We start from the raw sequence: 19,426 nt of genomic DNA, 5'->3' as shown, positions 1-19,426 counted from the left end.
TCTAATTTCGAGAATCAACGCCATGGAAACCAGTCTGACCATTGCGGAAGTCGCAGAGCGAACCGGCCTGACGGCCTACACGCTGCGCTACTACGAACGCATCGGGCTGATTGCCGCGGTGCCACGTGCACCGGGCGGTCAGCGGCGCTATGCGAGCGCCGACATGGACTTGCTGGATTTCCTGTTGCGCCTGCGCGAGACCGGCATGTCCATCCAGGGCATGCAGGCCTTCGTCAGGCTTCGAAGCCAGGGGGACGCCAGCGTCGGCGAACGGCGCGAGATGCTCGAACAGCACCTTGCCGAAGTTCAGGCCCGGGTGGCGACGCTGCAGCAATCCATGCAGGCGCTGTCGCTCAAGATCGACCACTACCGCGAGGTCGAGAAGACGAAGAAGCGTCCTCCTCTATCGGGCAAAGCCCGGGAAGGAAAGACGAGCAATGACGAACACACAGAACCAGGGCCACAACGACAACCTGCGCTACACGCGTGGCCTGGCCAAGCTCCACGAGATCGACGGTGAAGGCGGCGTCAAGGTGGTCGAGAGCCTGGCCGGCATCGCGCCCGACTTCGCCCGTCTGGTGATCGAGTTTCCGTTCGGCGACATCTACTCGCGCCCCGGCCTCGACCTGCGCTCCCGCGAGATCGCGACCGTGGCCGCGCTCACCGCCATGGGCAATGCCGCGCCGCAGTTGAAGGTGCACATCCACGCTGCGCTCAACGTCGGCGTGACGCGCGACGAGGTGGTCGAGGTCATCATGCAGATGGCGGTATACGCAGGCTTCCCGGCGGCACTGAACGGCCTCTTCGCCGCACGCGAGGTGTTTGCGGCGGACGATGAAAAAAGCGCGCAGCCCCTTGCGGAACCGCGCGCTCTTGCTGAAGCGGCCGAAGCCGCCTGAGGCTTACTTCAGGGCCTTGTAGCGCATGCGCTTGGGCTTGGCGCCTTCTTCGCCCAGGCGCTTCTTCTTGTCGGCTTCGTACTCCTGGTAGTTGCCGTCGAAGAAGGTCCACTGGCTGTCGCCTTCGGCGGCCAGGATGTGCGTGGCGATACGGTCGAGGAACCAGCGGTCATGGCTGATCACCATGACCGTGCCGGCGAATTCGAGCAGCGCGTCTTCGAGCGCGCGCAGCGTTTCCACGTCGAGGTCGTTCGACGGTTCGTCAAGCAGCAGCACGTTGCCGCCCGCAATCAGCGTCTTGGCCAGGTGCAGGCGGCCGCGTTCACCGCCCGACAGCGTGCCGACCTTCTTCTGCTGGTCGGCGCCGTTGAAGTTGAAGCGGCCCGCATACGCGCGGCTGGCCATCTGGAACTTGCCGACGTTGATGATGTCGAGGCCGTTCGAGATGTCTTCCCACACGGTCTTCTGGTTGGCCAGTTCGTCGCGATGCTGGTCGACGAAAGCCATCTTCACGGTCTGACCGATGACGACCTCGCCCGAGTCCGGCTTTTCCTTGCCCGCGAGCAGCTTGAACAGCGTCGACTTGCCGGCGCCGTTCGGGCCGATGATGCCGACGATGGCTCCTGGCGGCACGGTGAAGCTCAGGTTGTCGATCAGCATGCGGTCGCCGAAGGACTTGCTGACGCCGTGGAATTCGAACACCTGCTGACCCAGCCGCTCCGCCACCGGAATGAAGATTTCCTGCGTCTCGTTGCGCTTCTGGTATTCCATGTCGCTCAGCTCTTCGAAGCGGGCCAGGCGGGATTTGCTCTTGGCCTGGCGTGCCTTCGGGTTCTGGCGCGACCACTCCAGCTCCTTCTTCAGCGCCTTGGCGTGGGCTTCTTCGCTCTTCTGCTCCTGCGCCAGGCGTTCGCCCTTCTGCTCGAGCCAGGTGCTGTAGTTGCCCTTCCAGGGAATGCCGCGACCACGGTCCATTTCCAGGATCCACTCGGCCGCGTTGTCGAGGAAGTAGCGATCGTGGGTGATGGCCACCACGGTGCCCGTGAAGCGCTGCAGGAACACTTCGAGCCACTCCACCGATTCGGCGTCCAGGTGGTTGGTCGGTTCGTCGAGCAGCAGCATGTCGGGCTTGCTCAGCAGCAGGCGACACAGTGCCACGCGGCGCTTTTCACCGCCCGACAGCACGCCGATCTTGGCGTCCCAGGCCGGCAGGCGCAGGGCGTCGGCGGCAATTTCGAGCTGGTGTTCGGAATCGGTGCCGGCGGTGGCGATGATGGCTTCGAGCTGGGCCTGCTCGGCCGCCAGCGCGTCGAAGTCGGCGTCTTCGGCACCATAGGCGATGTACACCTCTTCGAGGCGCGCCTTGGCCGCAAACACCGCGCCCATGGACTCTTCGACCGACTCGCGCACCGTGTGCTCGGTGTTGAGCTTGGGTTCCTGCTCCAGATAGCCGATCGTCATCCCCGGCATGGGCAGCGCCTCGCCCTCGAATTCCTTGTCCACACCCGCCATGATCTTGAGCAGCGTGGACTTGCCCGAGCCGTTCAGGCCGAGCACGCCGATCTTGGCGCCGGGGAAGAAAGAGAGCGAAATGTCTTTCAAGAGCTGCCGCTTGGGCGGCACGGTCTTGCTGACACGGTTCATCGAATAGACGTATTGAGCCATGGTTATCTTTGCTTGGGTGAAATCAGTTTGAGCTTTGGAAAATAGGCCTTGTAGTGCGCCCTGTCGCGCGATACGAGGGTGCAACCCAGCAGTTGCGCATGCGCGCCGATGTAGAAATCCGGCAGCAGCGAAGGACACGTTCCGCCAGCCTTCCGATACTTGTGAAACGCCACTGTCGCGCCCCGCGTGGCTGCGTAGGGCAGATCCAGCCGCTCGTACAGCCGCGCAGGTAGTGCCGCGTCGGCATCGCGGTCCGAATTGAAGTATGCCGAAACCTCGGCATAGATCAGCGGGTTGATCGCCAGCTTACCCCGGTTCAGGCAATCGGAAATAGCCGCGACAGACCAATCCATCCATTTCGGATCTTCATGGATCACGTCGATCAGAACATTGCTGTCGATCAGGAAAGTTTCGGAACGTTCAACGCTCGCCACGCGTCATCTCCAGCCAGTCGTCGGCCGACAGGTCGAGCTTAGAGGTAGCACTGCCGCGCAGCAACGCAATCGCCTCTTCGGCAGGCGTATTCGTGCGCTTGATGGGCTTCACCACGATCTGCTTGTTGCGGTATTCGAACTCCACTTCGTCGTATGGCTTGAGGCCGGCAAGTTCGCGGATGTTCTGGGGGATGGTTACCTGACCTTTGGATGTGAGTCGCATGTTGCGCTGTAGTAATACCGGCAGGGTAAGAGTTTAACGCATGGTCGCGAACCGACCGTTCGACCAGTGACACGGCCGTGGCATTCGGCGCTGCTATATTCGCGCCCATAGAGGTCGCCGCTCAACAAAGTGGCCGATAGACCCGCCGGCAATTCCGGCGCGCTAATCGCTCATCAGGGAAGAGAAAAATGAGATTTACTTACGCTTTGACGCGCTTGCGGCTTTCGCCGCGGCTCCAGTCCCGCCCTCACTCGATTTCCGCACGCGCGTAGGCCAACGCCATGAGCCTGTTCCGCGTCGAGGCGCTGAACGTGGGGTCGTGCGCGTCTTACGGCCCCATCGTGCTGGCGCGGCCTTGGCCGAGTTTGGTTTTGGTGCTGGCTGCCGGCCTGACGGCGCTGCTGATCTGCAGCTACCTGACGCTTGGCAGCTATACCAAGCGTGCGACTGCGGCAGGCCTGCTCGTGCCGACGAAGGGCACCATCCGCCTGCTTGCCGCGACGCCTGGCATCGTCACGCAAAAGCGCGTCGAAGAAGGCCAGCGCGTGCGGCAGGGCGAGTTGCTCTTCGTACTCTCCGACGATCGCCGCGCCGCAGGCGCGTCCGAGCACGCGAGACTTTCGGACGCGCAGGCAGCATCACTGACGCAGCGCCGCGACAGCCTGCTGCGGGCCGTCGGCACTCTGCGGCTACTGCGCGAGCAAACGCAGCGGGGACTGCGCAACCGCCTCGAGACATTGCGGGAGCAAGGCCGCCGCGTCCAGCAGGAGATCGAACTGCACGGGCGTCGCATCGAAGCCGCCACAAGGATGCTCGAACGCCATCGAACCCTCGCGCGCGAGCGCTTCATCTCCGAAGTGGCGCTGCAGGATAAGGAAGATCAAGTCGAAACGTTGCGCGCGCAATGGGTTGCCGCCCATCGCCAGAAGGCCGAGTTGACGAGCACGACCGTCTCGGTCCAAAGCGAGCTCAACCAGACCGCCGCACGCGCAGAAGCCCAGATCGCCGAGCTGGAACGCGACCTGGCCGCATTGGGCCAGGAAGTCGCCGAGGCGCGCACGCGAGACCAACTCGCCGTAACTGCGCCAATGGACGGCGTCATCACAGCGATCACCGCGCAGGTTGGCCAGCCGGCAGGCAGCCAAGCCCTTGCCACCCTTCTCCCGGCAGATGCGGAACTGGTTGCACAGCTCTTCGCGCCTTCTCGCGCCGTAGGGTTTGTCGAAGCCGGACAGCGGGTTCGCATCCGCTATCAGGCCTTTCCGCACCAGAAGTTCGGACAGTACGCCGGCGTCGTCACCGAAGTGTCGCGCAGTCCGCTTCAGCCCGGCGAACTGAGCGCCGCATCGCCGCTCGCATCGGCAAGCCAGGAAGGCCTGTACCGAGTGACCGTGAAGCTCGAATCGCAAAGCGTCCTGGCCTACGGCAAGGCGCTGCCGCTGATGCCAGGCATGGCACTCGAAGCGGATATCGAGCAGGAGCGCAGACGGCTTATCGAGTGGGTGCTCGAGCCGTTGATCGGCTTGCGCAAGTACACCTTCTAGGCAGCACCAAATAAGAAAACCTCCGCTCTTTGTACCACCAGCCCGCCACGCGATCGACGCATCTTCGCCGCCGCCCGCCGCGCCGGAAGACGTTCAACGGCTTCAGAAGCCGCGATCGTTCGGGTTCACCGACCCTAAGAGAGCGAAGTCTCGACGATGAATGGCGACGTGCTCTCCAGAAAGCGGTTGCCCCAGTTCATCCGCAGCATCGCCGACACCGGCTGCTGAAGCGATCGCCGTTTTTTCTTTCAAGCAGGAGTTTCAAGATGATCGATTTCGGGGTTTCGACAGAGGGGTTCATCGAGGAGTACTACGAGAAACAGTTCTTCGTTCGCAAAGGCGCGCTGGCACACCGCCCAGTGACATGGAAGGACATCAACTCCGCCCTGTTCGCCTGGGATCCTCGCGATGGGTTGCTGCAGCTTTTCAAGGACGGCCCGATCCCCGTCGAGCACTACACCGAAACCTTTGTCGATCTCGCCATGCAGCGATCGAAGATTGTCAAGGACACTTTCTACGAACTCCTGCAAGAGGGTGCGACGCTGGTATTGAACCGGCTGGAGACGAAGTCGGAGCCCGTTCATGACCTCGCCATGGAGATTGCGCGCTTCGTTGGCGAGAAGGCGGTCGCCAACGGCTACGCCGCCTTCGGCGGCAGAGGCACCTTCGCGCAGCACTGGGACACGCATGACGTCTTCGCCGTCCAGTTGATCGGCCGCAAGCGCTGGCGCGTGTTCGAGCCGACCTTTGCGCTTCCGCTGCCGCATCAGAAGAGCAAGGAACACAAGCACGAATGCCCGGCGGAGCCCGTGTTCGACGGATATCTGGAAGCCGGTGACGTGCTCTACATACCGCGCGGCTGGTGGCACGAGGCGGTTCCACTCGCCGGCGAAGAGACCTTCCATATCGCGGTTGGCATCCATCCGATGCTGATCAGGGACTACGTTGCGTGGTCGTGCTTCACGACACTGCCTTCCGACATCGCACTGCGCCAGTCGATCAAGGCCGAACGAGACAACCTCGACGGCCTTGCGCTGGCGGCACAGGCTGCAGAAGAACTCTTGGTCAGCAAGACAAATCTTGCGGAGTTCAAGCGCGAGGTCTTCTCGAACGAGAGGGTGGTATCGCGATTCGCGATCGAAACATTGGGCAAACCCGGCGCATCGGGCGAGCCTCAAAGTCAGTTCAGATTGAACTCGGTCTACCGGACGGCTTCGCCCGCGTCGACAAATGTGTACGTCAACGGCCAAGCCATTCGAATGGATGCGGCGAGCCAAAGGCACATCGCGAGCCTGTTCTCGCGACCACGAGCCTCGCTGGAGGAAATTTCGAAGTCCCCGGACCAACGCGAAAAGACCTCGGCGCTCTTGCAGCAGCTGGCGGACAAGGACGTCATTTCGCCGGTCCCGGACTATCGAGTGACAACGCGTTCAATTTTTCAACAACAATTTAAGGAAAATTCACATCAGAACCCGAAATACCAAGAAATATGAAAGATTATTCCCCACCGCATTTATACGATTAATATTGCGTCACTACTTCTTCAATGGCTCTCCATTGGAGCGGCAGTACAAACATCGATATTGGCCGCAAATTTTCAATTGGATTTTTGCGAAATTATTTGCCCAATGGGGCTTTAAACATAATTCTTACAACCATACCCGCAGCAGGCATTGCAGGAATCAGCGGTTTATTTTTCCGAAAATTTTCAAGTTCAACAAAGGAGTGATATGAGAGAACTCGTTATTGAAGACATGTCCTTGGTGAGTGGTGGCATGACAGAAAATCAGTGCATAGCCGGATTTGCTGCAGTTGGATTCCTTATAGGTGCTGCGGCAGGTCGGAGCTTTGTGACAGGAATCAATGGGGCAGCATTTGGAACGATTGTTGGAGGGTTGATGTGCAACGACATAATTGGGAAAGATTTGGACGGCGATGGTTATTAATGCTTTATCCATCACAATTCTCACTCTCGCATTAATTGCCTTTCTCTTCAAAGGCATATGGGTGAAAATTGCAGGAATCGGAATAATCGCCGTATGCATTCTCGCGATTTCCGGGCTATGGGATAAATTGCTCAGCTAATTCCTTGCAGCAGAAGACGCCCTGTGAAACGGAGCGCTCTTCTGCTTTTGAGGATTTATCGCTCTGCCTCCATCTGTTGCCCCGACCACAAAATTTGCCTCTGAGCCAGCCCTTATTCCAAGCATTCGATGAATTCGAATGTGAATCATGCCCTCCTACCTCCAATCCACCGCTACCGAATGCGCCGCCGCCTGCCTCGGCTATATCGCCGCTCACCATGGCCGCGTCTACGAAATGAGTGAGCTGCGCGCCAAATTCGCCGTCTCGATGCGCGGGATGGACCTGGGCGATCTCATGCAACTCTCCGGCACACTCGGTCTTCGCGCGCGGCCGCTGAGGCTGGAACTGGACGAAGTGCCACAACTGGCCTTGCCCTGCATCCTTCATTGGGACATGAGTCACTTTGTCGTACTGGTCCGATGCTCTCGCGGCAAACTGACGATCCACGATCCGGCTTGGGGCGAGCTCTGCATGACGCTCAAGGAAGCCAGCCCTCATTTCACCGGCGTCGCGCTCGAGCTCACACCCGCCCCCGAATTCGAGCGCAACGAACCCAAGACACCCATCAGCTGGCGTCAACTCGTCGGCAAGCTCCACGGCCTCAAGCGCAGCTTGGGTCAGCTCTTTGTGATGGCCGCAAGCCTGCAAGTGGTGCTGCTGGTCGCCCCACTGTTCACGCAATGGATCGTGGACGGCGCCGTTGTTTCCGGCGATGTCGAACTGCTATGGCTGCTGGTCATCGGCTTCGGCCTGGTCACGCTGATCAAGGTAGGGCTCGAAGCGGCGCGGGGATGGCTGAGCATCGTCGCCTCGGTGCAGTTCGGCACGCAGTGGGCCGCACGGATCATGGGCCATCTCATGCACCTGCCTGCGCAATGGTTCGAGCTCAGGCACACGGGCGACGTAGTGTCGCGCTTCCAGTCGATGCAGAGCATCCAGCAGGCAGTCACGGGCAGGCTGGTGGAGATCCTGCTCGATGGCCTGTTCGCCGTCGTGACCCTGCTGGTGATGCTGCTCTACAGCGCCAAGCTTGCTGCCGTCGTCATCGCCGGCGTGCTCGCCTACGCGGCGATCCGCGTGCTGCCCCATGGCGCCTTTCATCGCGCGAGCGACGAGGTGCTGACGCACGACGCCAAGGCGCAAACCCATTTCCTGGAAAGCCTGCGCGCCATCCAGACGATCAAGATCGCGGGTCTCGAAGACCAGCGCGCTGCGCGCTGGACGAACATCGTCGTCCAGGCAACCAATCGACGGACGAGCACACAGAAGATGACGCTGGCTTTCGGCGCGGGCTACAGCCTGGTGTTCGGCATTGAGAGCATCGCAGTGCTCGGCCTGGGCGCGGCAATGGCGATCGGTGGCACGCTCACCGTGGGTATGCTGATGGCGTTCATTTCATACAAGGACGAGTTCTCCTCGCGCATGCAGCGCTTCGTCGACAACCTCATGGCCATTCGAATGCTGCGATTGCACGTCGAGCGGCTGTCCGACATCGTGCTTGCCGAGCCGGAGCAACTGCAAGGCGGAGTACCACGCTTGGCAAGTGCAGAGGGGTTTCACCCGACCATCACACGTCGACAACGTCAGCTTTCGCTATGGGAGTGGCGCACCGTGGGTGCTTCGTCATGTGCAACTCGAAATCCGGGCCGGCGAACACGTTGCCGTCGTGGGCGCCACAGGCTGCGGCAAGACCACACTCGCCAAGATCATCCTGGGCCTTCTGACGCCGACGGAGGGCACAGTCCGGATCGATGGCGTACCTCTCGACCGATTCGGCATCGGTCATTGGCGCAGACAGATTGCGGCTGTCATGCAGGACGATCAGTTGTTTTCCGCCAGCCTGCAGGACAACATCGCCGCCTTTGACGAAACGATCGACCTGGCGCGTGTCCAGGTCTCGGCGACGCTTGCAGCAATCGACGCTGAGGTGACAGCCATGCCGATGGGCTATCACACGCTGAACGGCGACATGGGGAGCAGCCTGTCGGGCGGACAGAAGCAGCGCATCCTTCTGGCTCGCGCCCTGTATCGACAGCCTCGTGTATTGGTGCTTGACGAGGCGACCAGCCACCTCGATGTGGGCAAGGAAAGACAGGTGAACGAGGCCATCCGCGCCCTTCTCATAACACGCATCACAATCGCGCACCGCCCTGAGACGATCGCGATGGCCGATCGCGTGATCGATCTCACGGCGCTGCCGGCGTTGCCGCAAATCGCCTGAGAGACGCGACCGACGAGCGCAGCGCTCTTGAACTGCTGCCTAGCCTGCTCGATGTCCGTCGGAACGATGCCTGCGTGCGTTGGCCAGGCAGCACGGCGTCGACCTCGGCCAACCGATCCGAGCGCCGACAGGTGAAGCTCAGCGCGAGCCCATCCATGGCATGTTCATTTACCTGAGTCGGGCTTGGAGACAGGAAAACCCGACTCATGCGACAATAGCCACCGTTGCCGGGTCCAGTTGCCCGCAACACCGGCTCTCTGCCGGGGACGAAGAAAGCTCCATTTCAACCCTTTTGCGAGGGCGGACTTTCCGGCTCCCACCCCTGACCTTCATCTGCCTTGACTGGCTCGGCGTCAACAAGACGCCTGGCGGGCCGATGCCACTGCGCCGTGTATGGCGCTTATTGTTTCCAATGAATTTTGACGAACTGAAGCTGGCCCCCGCCATCTTGAAGGCTGTGCACGAGCACGGCTACGACACTCCCACCCCCATCCAGGCGCAAGCCATTCCCGCGGTTCTCGAAGGCCATGACCTGCTGGGCGGCGCCCAGACCGGCACCGGCAAGACGGCTGCCTTCACGCTGCCGATGCTGCACAAGCTCAGCATGAGCCGCAGCGCCACCAACAAGTTCGGCGGCACCGGTATCCGCGCCCTCGTGCTGACCCCCACGCGCGAACTCGCGGCCCAGGTCGAAGAGTCGGTGCGCACCTACGGCAAGTACCTGCAGCTCGACTCCACCGTGATCTTCGGCGGCGTCGGCATGAACCCGCAGATCAGCAAGCTCAAGAAGGGCGTCGACATCCTCGTGGCCACCCCCGGCCGCCTGCTCGACCTGCAGCAGCAAGGCATGCTCGACCTGAGCCAGGTCCAGATGCTGATCCTGGACGAAGCCGACCGCATGCTGGACATGGGCTTTATCCACGACGTGAAGAAGATCCTGGCCCTGGTGCCCAGGGAAAAGCAGAGCCTGCTGTTCTCGGCCACCTTCAGCGACGAGATCCGCGACCTCGCGGCCACGCTGCTGAAGAACCCGCAAAGCATCCAGGTCACGCCGCGCAACACCACCGTGCAGCGCATCACCCAGGTGATCCACCCCGTGGGCCGCGGCAAGAAGAAGGCGCTGCTCGCGCACATCATCAACGAGAACAAGTGGAGCCAGGTGCTCGTGTTCACGCGCACCAAGTTCGGCGCCAACAGCGTGGCCGAATTCCTCACCAAGAACGGCATCGAGGCGATGGCGCTGCACGGCAACAAGAGCCAGAGCGCGCGCACGCAGGCGCTGGCCGGCTTCAAGAGCGGCGACATCCGCGCGCTGGTGGCCACCGACATCGCGGCCCGCGGCATCGACATCGACGAGCTGCCGCACGTCGTGAACTACGAGATCCCGAACGTCAGCGAAGACTACGTTCACCGCATCGGCCGCACCGGCCGTGCCGGTTCGAGCGGCGAGGCCGTGAGCTTCGTGTGCCTGGACGAAGAAGGCTTCATGCAGGAAATCGAACGCTTCACCAAGCAGACGATTCCCGTGCAGATCGTCGACGGCTTCGGTCCTGAAGAAGGCGAACGCGCCGAACCCATCGCCATGGGCCGCCAGACCATCTGGGGCGGCGCTGGTCGTCCCCCGAGCCGCGACGTGATGCAGGCAGCCGCCAAGGCTGCCCGCACCGAGATGCTGCAGCGCATCCGCGAGAACAAGGCCGGCCAGGGTGCTGGCGGTGGCGGTGGTGGCGGCAATGGCGGCGGTCAGCGCCGCGGTGGCGGCCAGGGCGGTGGCGGTCAAGGCCGCAACGCCAACAACGGCGGCGGACAAGGCCAAGGCCAAGGCCAGGGTCCGCGCGGCCAGGGCGCTCGCCCGCCGCAAGGCCGCGGCCCGCAAGGTCCGGCACGCACGCCGCACCATGCCCCGCAGCACCAACAAGGCCATCTGCCGCATGACGAGCGCCAACCGCGCCATCACGGCAACAGCCACAGCCCGACACAAGCCAACCAGGTCGCGCACCTGCGCGCCGAGGCGGTCGCAGGCGGCGCCGGCCAGCCGGATCCGTTGCGCACGAGCGTCGACCACATGGGCGGCGGCCGCGGACGCGGTCGCCCGGGCGGCGGCGGCGGTGGTGGCTACGGCGGCAATCGTTCGGGCGGCGGTGGCCGTTCGGGTGGCGGCGGCTACGGCGGCGGTGGTGGCAACCGCTCGGGTGGCGGTGGCGGCGGACGTTCGTTCGGTCGCTGATATCCACGGGCAGAACACCTGCCCCGGAACATGAAGAAAGGGCACCTCGGTGCCCTTTTTCTTTGGTGCATCGGCACAATCGTTCCGCCATGCAATACATCCCACCCAACTACGCCACCCTCTTCGTAGCCACCTGCAACCTCCTCAATCTCGCGGCCCCGAACCGCGTGTACTACGAGAACCAGGACGCCTACACCGAGCGCGAGTACGAGCGAAAGATCGACTGGACCGGCGAGCGCTTTCATGCGCTCAATGCCGACGTGCTGGCGGTGCAGGAGGTGTGGGACGAATCGGCGCTGAAGGCGGCCATCGCGCGCAGCGGCCTGCGCTACGACTTCGTCTCGGTGCCCGGCGCCGAAAACACACCACCGCCCGGCAGCCCCGAGGGCACGCCTGCGAGAACTGGCGCACAAGGCACGCCGCGCGTAGGCATCGTCACGCGGCTGATGGTGGACGAGGTCCGCTCCTTCGTCGACTTTCCGCCGGGCTTCGGCGTCGATGTGCCCGGCCTCGGTCCACACACACGCTTCGAACGGCCGCCCCTGCTGGTCACGGTGCGCATGAAGCACGGCCAGCAGGTGCATGTGCTCACGGTGCATCTGAAATCCAAGCGCCCGAAGTTCCTGCAGGACGCACAAGGCAACCACCTCGAGGACCGCGACGACCGCAAGATCGGCGTGATGGCGTCGCTGCGCTCGCTGCTGATGCGCGGCGCGGAGGCCGCGGCCCTGCGTTGCATCGTCATCGACCTGCTGCAGGGCACGAACGTGCCGCTCGTGGTGATGGGCGACTTCAACGACAACCCGCACAGCGTGACGACGCAGCTCGTGGCGGCCACCTCCGAAGTGGCCTACGACAAGGCCGCGCGCGACGTGGCCTTGTTCAACGCCTACGAGATGCAGGGTGAGTCGGCGCTCAAGAAGGACGTGGCGTACTCGCACATCCACCAGGGCTTTCCGGATGTGCTCGACCAGATTCTCGTGAGCGAGGAGTTCGTCGCCAGCAGCCGGCACAGCCTGGGCGACGTGCGGCGTGTCGACTACTTCAACGATCACCTGCACGAAGGGCGCGACCGCTCGCGCTCCGACCACGGCTTCGTGCGCGCCCTGCTGCGGCTGCGCACGGCCTGACCCAGGCGACTCAGCCCATGCGCCGGCCGGTCTGCCGGTCGAACATGTGCACGCTCTCGGCCTCGATGGCCAGCCGCACCGTGTCGTCGGGTCCGGCATCGACACGCCCATGCACCGCAAGCACCAGCTTGGCTTCGCCGACCTGCACCAGCAGTTCGGTCTCCGCGCCCGTGGGCTCGACCACGATCACCCTGGCCTCCACGCCGTGCGAGCCGCCGCCGAGCGTCATGTCGCCGGGCCGGATGCCGTAGTGCACAGGCTGGCCGTCTGGCGCCGAGGTGCCGATGGGAACCGGCCAGCGCGCACCCTGCGACTCGACCCAGCAGTCGCCACCCGAACGCCGCACCGTGCCTTCGATGACGTTCATCGACGGCGAACCGATGAACTGGGCGACGAACAGGTTGTCGGGCCGGTCGTACAAATCCAGCGGGGTGCCGATCTGCTCGACGATGCCGTCGTGCATCACGACGATGCGGTCGGCCATGGTCATAGCCTCGATCTGGTCGTGCGTCACATAGACGGTGGTGGTCTTCAGCCGCTGGTGCAGCGCCTTGATCTCGGCGCGCATTGCCACACGCAGCTTGGCGTCGAGGTTCGACAGCGGCTCGTCGAACAGGAAAACCTTCGGGTCGCGCACGATGGCGCGGCCCATGGCCACACGCTGGCGCTGGCCGCCCGAGAGCTCGCGCGGGTAGCGGCCCAGCAGCGCGTCGAGGTTGAGAATTTTTGCGGCCCTGGCCACGCGTTCATCGGTCACCGACTTCTCTGCGTTGCGCAGCCGGAGGCTGAAGCCCATGTTCTCGCCCACCGTCATGTGCGGGTACAGCGCGTAGCTCTGGAACACCATCGCGATGTCGCGGTCCTTCGACTCGAGGTCGTTGACCACGCGGCCGTCGATGACGATCTCGCCGCCGCTGATGTCTTCCAGGCCCGCGAGCATGCGCAGCAGCGTCGACTTGCCGCAGCCCGAAGGGCCGACCAGCACGACGAACTCGCCGTCGGTGATGTCGAAGCCCAGGCCCTTGATGATCTGGACCTTGCCGAAGGATTTCTCGATATTGCGAAAGGATACGGATGCCATGTGTTGTCCCTGAAATCGTTCAGCTCTTGACGGCGCCGGCGGTCAGGCCGCCGACCATGTAGCGCTTGAATGCGTAATAGATGGCCGCGGGCGGCAGTGCGTAGATGAGGCCGGTGGCCATCAGCAGTTCCCACGGCGAATCGTCGGCCGAGAGGAAGTTGCCCAGCGCCACCGCCAGCGTCACGCTCTTGTCGTTCGACAGCAGCAGGAAGGCATAGAGGTACTCGTTCCAGGCCAGCAGCAGCGAATACGTGCCCACGGCCACCAGGGACGGCACCATCAGCGGCAGGTACACGAGGCGGAACAGCTGCAGCGGCGAGGCGCCGTCCATGCGCGCGGCTTCGTCGAGCTCGTAGGGCAGCTTGTCCGACGCCTGCTTCAGCACCCAGATGCAGTACGGCGAGGCGATGGTCACCATCGCCAGGATGAGCGCCCACTGGCTGTTGAGCAGCCCGTAGTTGCCCATGGTCTTGTACATGGGCACGGCCAGGAACGCCGCCGGAATGAAGTACGTGAACAGCGCCAGGTTCATCACCGTGCGCCCGCCGCGCACGCGCAGCCGGCTGATCGCGAAGGCTGCCGTGGTTGCCACGAAGAGCGTGATTGCGCCCACCGACACCGCGATCAGCAGCGAGTTCCACAGCTGCAGCCAGAAGTGGTCGAGGTAGAAGTGCTTCTGCTGGAACACGATGCGGAAGTTGTCCAGCGTCGGGTTCTTGGGCCACAGGTGGCCCGAGGTCGCGGAGTCTTTCGACGAGATCGCGAACAGCACCATGTGATAGACCGGGATCAGCGTCCACAGCAGCACCGGAATGCCGATGAGCAGCAGCTTGGCCTCTGTCGCCACGGCCTTGGGGGTCCAGCGCTTCATTTCGAGAGCCTCTTCATCATGAAGTACACGAGCGGCAGCACGAGTGGCAAGGCCACCACGATGGATGCCATCGACAGGTCGACCTGGTCGAGCCGCAGGTAGCGGATGCCCAGCGTGGCGAGCACGTGCGTCAGGTCGGCGGGGCCACCACCGGTAAGCAGATAGACGCTGTTGAAGTCGCCCAGCGTCCAGATCATCGAGAGGATCAGCGATGTGATGTAGAGCGTCTTGAGCGCAGGCCAGCTCACGAAGCGGAACTTCTGCCACGACGAGGCTCCGTCGACCGAAGCCGCTTCATATTGCTCGGTGGGAATGGCCAGCCGCCCGGCCACGAGGATGAGCGTCCAGAACGGCAGCGACTTCCACACATGCACCACCATCGCGAAGCTCAGCGCCAGCGCAGGGTCGTTGAGCCAGTTGGGACCATCGGCGCCGGTCAGGCGAAAGATGGTGCTGTTGATCACGCCCCACTCCGGGTTCAGCATGAAGCGGATCGACAGGATGGTCGGAATCGAGGGCATCGCCCACGGGAGGATGAAGATCGCCGAAATGATCTTGATCCACCAGCGAGACGTTACGAAGAAGCCCGAGAGCACCAGCGCCACGAGCATCTTGAGGTTGATCGCCACGACCAGGAAGATGGCCGTGTTGATCACGGAGCGGAAGAAGATCGGGTCTTCGACCAGCTTCACGTAGCTTTGCGGATGGCGGGCGAGCCAAAGCCCGTAGCCCACCGGGTACAGCACGAACACCACGAACACCAGCAGGTAGGGCACGACCATGACCGCGCCCCAGAACTGCCAGCGCGCATGCCGCGCCCCGAGATTGACGACAGGCGCCGGTGTGGTCGACGCGGCGGCGGTGGCAGTGGCGCTCATGGCATGCAGCTGCTGTTGTTGACGGGTGCCGTGCGTACGCGGCTTACTGCCCCGCCACCGTCTTGATGCGCGCGATCATCTCGTCCACGGCCTTGTCCACCGGCACCTTGTCGGTCACGACGCGGCTCATGGCCTTGGCCCAGACGTTCTCGTTGTTCAGCACGGTGAACTTGTAGTTCTTGGTGAATTCGAAGGTCACGGTGCCGGCGGCGTACTGGTTGTAGACCGACAGGCGGTGCGGGTCGGCCTTCCAGAAGTCGCGCTGCTGCGCGGTCTTGGTCACGGGGAACCAGCGGCCCAGCGAACCCTCGACGTACGGCGTCAGGTTTTCTTCCTGCAGCAGGAAGGTGACGAACTCCTTGGCACGGGCCTTGTTCTTCGCGTCCTTGAACACCACGCCGGTCTTCACGGCCGTGCGGTAGACCATCTTGCTGCCGTCGGGCTTGCTCGGGAAGCCGGCCGTGCGGATGCGCTCGGTGTAGTTCTTGCGCGCTTCTTCACGCTGCTCGGGCGTGAGCGAGGCGTTGTTCGAATCGTCGAGCCACTTGGCGGCAATGGAGATGGTCGCGTTGTGCGTCATCACGGTCGTCTTGTTGTGGAAGGCAACGTTGTTGTCCGGGTCCTTCCAGCTGGTGGAAGAAGGCGGCGTGCAACCCTTGGTGTAGGGCGTGGTGTAGTCGGTCATGGCGCCGATCAGGCCGGTGCGCACCTTCGGGTCGTCGACCAGCAACTTGCCGTTGTCGTCCACCAGCTTGACGTTGTAGGCGTCCATGAAGGTCAGGAACGAATAGAACGCATCGCTCGAATCAACGCCCATCGGCATGCCGATGCCGAAGTTGCGCTTGCCGCTTTCCTTGCGGCTGGCGGGCTGCACCTTGTCGCACCAGAACGACCAGTACTCCTTCCAGGTGGTCGGGATGTCCGACTCCTTGAAGCCCGCTTCGGCCAGCATGTCGCGCCAGTACTCGATATGCATCGTCTGCTGCTTGATCGGGAAGGCGTAGTAGGCCTTGGTCTTGGTCTGGTCGTTGTAGAGGTAGGTGGTCTCCAGCGTGTTGGGCGCGAAGCGGTCCTTCATGGGCGTGAGCACGCTGCTGATGTCTTCGAGCTTGCCGTCGTAGGCCCACTTGCCGGTAACCTGGAAGTCGTACACGTCGGCGTACGCCACATCAGGAGGGCTGCCCGAGTCGAGCGCGGACACGGTCTTAGGGATCATGTCCTGGATCGGGTACTGCGACAGTTCGATCTTCACGTTCTTGTTCTTCTCCTCGAACTTCTTGATGGCGGCGAACAGCGCGTCGTCCTCCGCCTTGTAGAAGCCCTTGACCCACCATACGGTGAGTTTTTCCTGCGCGGCAGCGTGGCCTGCCGACAGCAGGCCCAGCGCGACCAGCGTCGGCGCAATCAGCGACTTGACGAGTTTCATGGTTGGTGTCTCCTTCTTCTCTTGGGTGGAATTTGCTCGGGGCGCGAGCGTAGGGTGAAAGAACCGGATGCGAACTGCGGACAAACGCGTAGACGACGCCGATACGACCAGCTAACTGGCCTTGAGCCTGGGCGGTGGTCTGCTCAGGCGCGGCAATCGCCGGCGTGAGCCCAGCACGTCCTCGATGTCCTGGCGCGCGCCGTCGATGAGACGGATGATCGCGAGCTCGGCCCTGGCCGGGTCGTGCGCGATCACCGCGTCGAGCACCGCGCGGTGCAGCGGCAGCGAGAGCGTGGGGCCGTCGGGCTTGGTGGTCGAAATCTCGAAGCTGGTGCGCAGCAGCGCGTTGAGCACCTTGCTCATCTGAGACAGCATGCGGTTGCCCGCGGCACTCAGCAGGCCGTTGTGAAAGCGCAGGTCGAAGGTGACGTAGTCGCCGCCGTTCTCCACGGCTTCCTTCATGCCCGCGAAGGCGCTTTCTATTTCCTCGATGTCGGTGGCCGTGGCCCGCTCGGCCGCGAGCCTTACTGCCGCCGGCTCCACCACGCGGCGCAAGTCCTGCAGGTCGCGCAGGAACTCGGGCGTGAGCCCCGCGCGCGCCTGCCAGGTAATGACGTCGGGATCGAACCAGTTCCACTTGTCCTTGGGCAGCACGCGCGTGCCGACCTTCGGCCCCGTGACGATCAGGCCCTTGGCCGCCAGCGACTTGATGGCCTCGCGCACCACGGTCCGGCTAACGCCGAGTTCCTCGCCGAGCACGGGCTCGGAGGGGATCGACGCGCCGATCGCATAGCGCCCCGCCACCACGGCTTCACCGAGGAGTTCGAGCGTGCGACCGTGGATGTTCTTGATCATGTGCGATGTGAAATCTGGTATCTCGCCGCTCGAAAACACTAAGGCTCCGGCGCATTGTTCACGCTTATCATATGATGATTGAAACGCTGGATCGGCAGGACAAACCCTGAGGGTCGAGCCCACGCATCGACAACAAAGAGAGACATTTCATGAGCACCGCCCCAAAGAAAAAACCCGGTGAACTTCGCAGCCAGCAATGGTTCGGCCGTCATGACCGCGACGGCTTCATCTACCGCAGCTGGATGAAGGGCAAGGGTGTGCCGCACGACCAGTTCGACGGTCGCCCGGTCATCGGCATCTGCAACACCTTCAGCGAACTCACGCCTTGCAATTCGCACTTCCGCACGCTCGCGGAGCAGGTGAAGATCGGCGTGTACGAAGCGGGCGGCTTCCCGCTCGAGTTTCCCGTGATGTCGCTCGGCGAAACGCTGCTGCGCCCCACCGCCATGCTGTATCGCAACCTCGCGAGCATGGACGTGGAAGAAAGCATTCGCGGCAATCCGCTCGACGGCGTGGTGCTGCTCATGGGCTGCGACAAGACCACGCCCGCGCTCATGATGGGCGCGGCCAGCGTCGACCTGCCGACCATCGGCGTGTCGGGTGGCCCGATGCTCTCGGGCAAGTGGCGCGGGCAAGAGCTCGGCTCGGGCACCGGCGTGTGGCAGATGAGCGAGCAGGTGCGCGCCGGCACGCTCAAGCTGCAGGAATTCTTCGAGGCCGAGAGCTGCATGCATCGCAGCCACGGCCACTGCATGACGATGGGCACCGCGAGCACCATGGCCAGCATGGTCGAGTCGCTGGGCATCGGCCTGCCGGGCAATGCGGCCTACCCCGCCGTGGACGGCCGCCGCAACGTGCTGGCACGGCAGGCGGGAAGGCGCATCGTCGACATGGTGCATGAAGACATGAACATGTCGAAGATCCTCACGCGCCAGGCCATCGAGAACGCGATCAAGGTCAACGCGGCCATCGGCGGCTCGACCAATCTCGTGATCCACCTGCTGGCCATTGCGGGCCGCATCGGTGTCGACCTCTCGCTCGACGACTTCGACCGTCTCGCCTCCGATCTGCCCTGCCTCGTGAACCTGCAACCCTCGGGCCAGTACCTGATGGAAGACTTCTGCTACGCAGGCGGCCTGCCGGTAGTCATCAAGGAGATCGCCGAGCACCTGCACAAGGACATCCTCACCGTCACCGGCCAGAGCCTGTGGGAGAACGTGAAGGACGCCGAGAACTACGGCCCGCAAGTCATCCGCACGCTGGCGGAGCCCTTCAAGGAAAAGGCCGGCATCTGCGTGCTGCGCGGCAACCTCGCGCCCAACGGCGCCATCATCAAGCCCAGCGCGGCCACGCCCGAGCTGCTGGTGCACAAGGGCCGCGCGGTGGTGTTCGAAAGCGCCGAAGACCTGCACAAGCGCATCGACGACGAGAACCTCGACATCGACGAGCACTGCATCATGGTGCTCAAGAACTGCGGCCCCAAGGGCTACCCCGGCATGGCCGAAGCGGGCAACATGCCGCTGCCGCCGAAGGTGCTGCGCAAGGGCATCACCGACATGGTCCGCATCAGCGATGCACGCATGAGCGGCACGGCCTACGGCACAGTGGTTCTGCACACCGCGCCCGAAGCGGCCGCGGGCGGCCCGCTGGCGCTGGTGCAGGACGGCGACATCGTCGAGCTCGACGTGCCGAACCGCAAATTGCATCTGCATGTGAGCGACGAAGAACTGGCCGAGCGCCGTGCGAAGTGGGTGGCACCGAAGGCGCCGCTCGACTCTGGTTACTGGAAGTTGTACGTCGATACAGTTTTGCAGGCTGACCAAGGGGCTGACCTGGCCTTCCTGCGTGGTCGCCGCGGGGCATTCGTGCCGCGCGACAATCACTGAG

General features: G+C 63.1%; 18 protein-coding genes and 1 pseudogene. 10 read left to right on the top strand and 9 right to left on the bottom strand.

Annotated elements, in window-relative coordinates; translation table 11 throughout:
• Nucleotides 1-22: 22 nt before the first annotated feature.
• Nucleotides 23-520, top strand: coding sequence for a MerR family transcriptional regulator (locus ACN9MV_RS10520; protein ID WP_093058282.1), 498 nt, complete (start codon nt 23-25; stop codon nt 518-520).
• On the top strand, nt 438-899 hold the full coding sequence (locus ACN9MV_RS10515) for a carboxymuconolactone decarboxylase family protein (protein WP_426392096.1): 462 nt from the start codon (nt 438-440) through the stop codon (nt 897-899). The genes ACN9MV_RS10520 and ACN9MV_RS10515 overlap by 83 nt, the downstream gene beginning before the upstream one ends.
• 3 nt (nt 900-902) lie before the next feature.
• Here ACN9MV_RS10515 and ettA read toward each other — a convergent pair whose 3' ends face one another.
• From ettA to ACN9MV_RS10500, 3 genes are read right to left on the bottom strand one after another with little or no spacing between them, the layout of a single operon-like run.
• The gene (gene ettA, locus ACN9MV_RS10510) at nt 903-2,564 is read right to left on the bottom strand and encodes an energy-dependent translational throttle protein EttA (RefSeq protein ID WP_093058280.1); all 1,662 of its coding nucleotides are present in this window, start codon (nt 2,562-2,564) and stop codon (nt 903-905) included.
• A gap of 2 nt (nt 2,565-2,566) precedes the next feature.
• On the bottom strand, nt 2,567-2,998 hold the full coding sequence (locus ACN9MV_RS10505) for a type II toxin-antitoxin system VapC family toxin (RefSeq protein ID WP_093177881.1): 432 nt from the start codon (nt 2,996-2,998) through the stop codon (nt 2,567-2,569).
• Nucleotides 2,985-3,221 carry an AbrB/MazE/SpoVT family DNA-binding domain-containing protein gene (locus tag ACN9MV_RS10500; protein WP_093177883.1) on the bottom strand — a complete coding sequence of 79 codons (237 nt, stop codon included), beginning with the start codon at nt 3,219-3,221 and terminating at the stop codon, nt 2,985-2,987. Before ACN9MV_RS10500 ends, ACN9MV_RS10505 begins: the two co-directional genes overlap by 14 nt.
• A gap of 281 nt (nt 3,222-3,502) precedes the next feature.
• Here ACN9MV_RS10500 and ACN9MV_RS10495 point away from each other — a divergent pair, with 281 nt between their 5' ends.
• The gene (locus tag ACN9MV_RS10495) at nt 3,503-4,765 is read left to right on the top strand and encodes an HlyD family secretion protein (protein WP_426392093.1); all 1,263 of its coding nucleotides are present in this window, start codon (nt 3,503-3,505) and stop codon (nt 4,763-4,765) included.
• A gap of 102 nt (nt 4,766-4,867) precedes the next feature.
• Here the strand turns inward: ACN9MV_RS10495 and ACN9MV_RS10490 are convergent, their stop codons facing one another.
• The gene (locus ACN9MV_RS10490) at nt 4,868-5,017 is read right to left on the bottom strand and encodes a hypothetical protein (RefSeq protein ID WP_426392091.1); all 150 of its coding nucleotides are present in this window, start codon (nt 5,015-5,017) and stop codon (nt 4,868-4,870) included.
• Nucleotides 5,018-5,031: 14 nt separating this feature from the next.
• Between ACN9MV_RS10490 and ACN9MV_RS10485 the strand changes: the two genes are divergently transcribed.
• The 6 genes and pseudogenes from ACN9MV_RS10485 (at nt 5,032) to ACN9MV_RS10460 (ending at nt 12,428) form a co-directional block, all read left to right on the top strand.
• A complete protein-coding gene (locus ACN9MV_RS10485; RefSeq protein WP_426392089.1) occupies nt 5,032-6,258 on the top strand; it encodes a JmjC domain-containing protein in 1,227 nt (408 codons plus the stop codon).
• A 237-nt stretch (nt 6,259-6,495) separates the two neighbouring features.
• Complete coding sequence (locus ACN9MV_RS10480; RefSeq protein WP_093177888.1) at nt 6,496-6,711, top strand: hypothetical protein; 216 nt, start codon at nt 6,496-6,498, stop codon at nt 6,709-6,711.
• A 286-nt stretch (nt 6,712-6,997) separates the two neighbouring features.
• Nucleotides 6,998-8,191: pseudogene (locus ACN9MV_RS10475) on the top strand (peptidase domain-containing ABC transporter); the annotation flags it as partial.
• A gap of 202 nt (nt 8,192-8,393) precedes the next feature.
• On the top strand, nt 8,394-9,071 hold the full coding sequence (locus ACN9MV_RS10470; RefSeq protein WP_426392088.1) for an ATP-binding cassette domain-containing protein: 678 nt from the start codon (nt 8,394-8,396) through the stop codon (nt 9,069-9,071).
• 412 nt (nt 9,072-9,483) lie between these two features.
• Nucleotides 9,484-11,298: a DEAD/DEAH box helicase gene (locus ACN9MV_RS10465; RefSeq protein ID WP_426392086.1), complete on the top strand. Its 1,815-nt coding sequence runs from the start codon at nt 9,484-9,486 to the stop codon at nt 11,296-11,298.
• Between the two features lie 89 nt (nt 11,299-11,387).
• Complete coding sequence (locus ACN9MV_RS10460; RefSeq protein ID WP_093058278.1) at nt 11,388-12,428, top strand: endonuclease/exonuclease/phosphatase family protein; 1,041 nt, start codon at nt 11,388-11,390, stop codon at nt 12,426-12,428.
• A gap of 10 nt (nt 12,429-12,438) precedes the next feature.
• On the opposite strand, the gene ACN9MV_RS10455 is transcribed toward ACN9MV_RS10460, so the two are convergent.
• The 5 genes from ACN9MV_RS10455 to ACN9MV_RS10435 form a co-directional block, all read right to left on the bottom strand.
• A complete protein-coding gene (locus ACN9MV_RS10455) occupies nt 12,439-13,509 on the bottom strand; it encodes an ABC transporter ATP-binding protein (protein WP_093058277.1) in 1,071 nt (356 codons plus the stop codon).
• Between the two features lie 19 nt (nt 13,510-13,528).
• Nucleotides 13,529-14,380 (bottom strand): carbohydrate ABC transporter permease, encoded by an 852-nt coding sequence (locus ACN9MV_RS10450; RefSeq protein WP_093058276.1) that lies wholly within the window; start codon nt 14,378-14,380, stop codon nt 13,529-13,531.
• The gene (locus tag ACN9MV_RS10445) at nt 14,377-15,258 is read right to left on the bottom strand and encodes a carbohydrate ABC transporter permease (protein ID WP_093058275.1); all 882 of its coding nucleotides are present in this window, start codon (nt 15,256-15,258) and stop codon (nt 14,377-14,379) included. The genes ACN9MV_RS10450 and ACN9MV_RS10445 overlap by 4 nt, the downstream gene beginning before the upstream one ends.
• Nucleotides 15,259-15,301: 43 nt before the next feature.
• Nucleotides 15,302-16,684: an ABC transporter substrate-binding protein gene (locus tag ACN9MV_RS10440; protein WP_093078812.1), complete on the bottom strand. Its 1,383-nt coding sequence runs from the start codon at nt 16,682-16,684 to the stop codon at nt 15,302-15,304.
• Nucleotides 16,685-16,795: 111 nt separating this feature from the next.
• The gene (locus ACN9MV_RS10435; protein WP_093058273.1) at nt 16,796-17,539 is read right to left on the bottom strand and encodes a FadR/GntR family transcriptional regulator; all 744 of its coding nucleotides are present in this window, start codon (nt 17,537-17,539) and stop codon (nt 16,796-16,798) included.
• Nucleotides 17,540-17,688: 149 nt separating this feature from the next.
• On the opposite strand from ACN9MV_RS10435, the gene ACN9MV_RS10430 reads away from it, so the two are divergent.
• Nucleotides 17,689-19,425, top strand: a complete 1,737-nt coding sequence (locus tag ACN9MV_RS10430; RefSeq protein WP_093058272.1) for an IlvD/Edd family dehydratase — start codon at nt 17,689-17,691, stop codon at nt 19,423-19,425.
• Nucleotide 19,426: the final 1 nt, after the last annotated feature.

This window comes from Variovorax sp. R-27 (assembly GCF_049913215.1).
GTDB lineage: Bacteria > Pseudomonadota > Gammaproteobacteria > Burkholderiales > Burkholderiaceae_C > Variovorax.
Note: the sequence above shows the minus strand (reverse complement) of the source record. Positions and strands in the feature narration are given on the sequence as shown.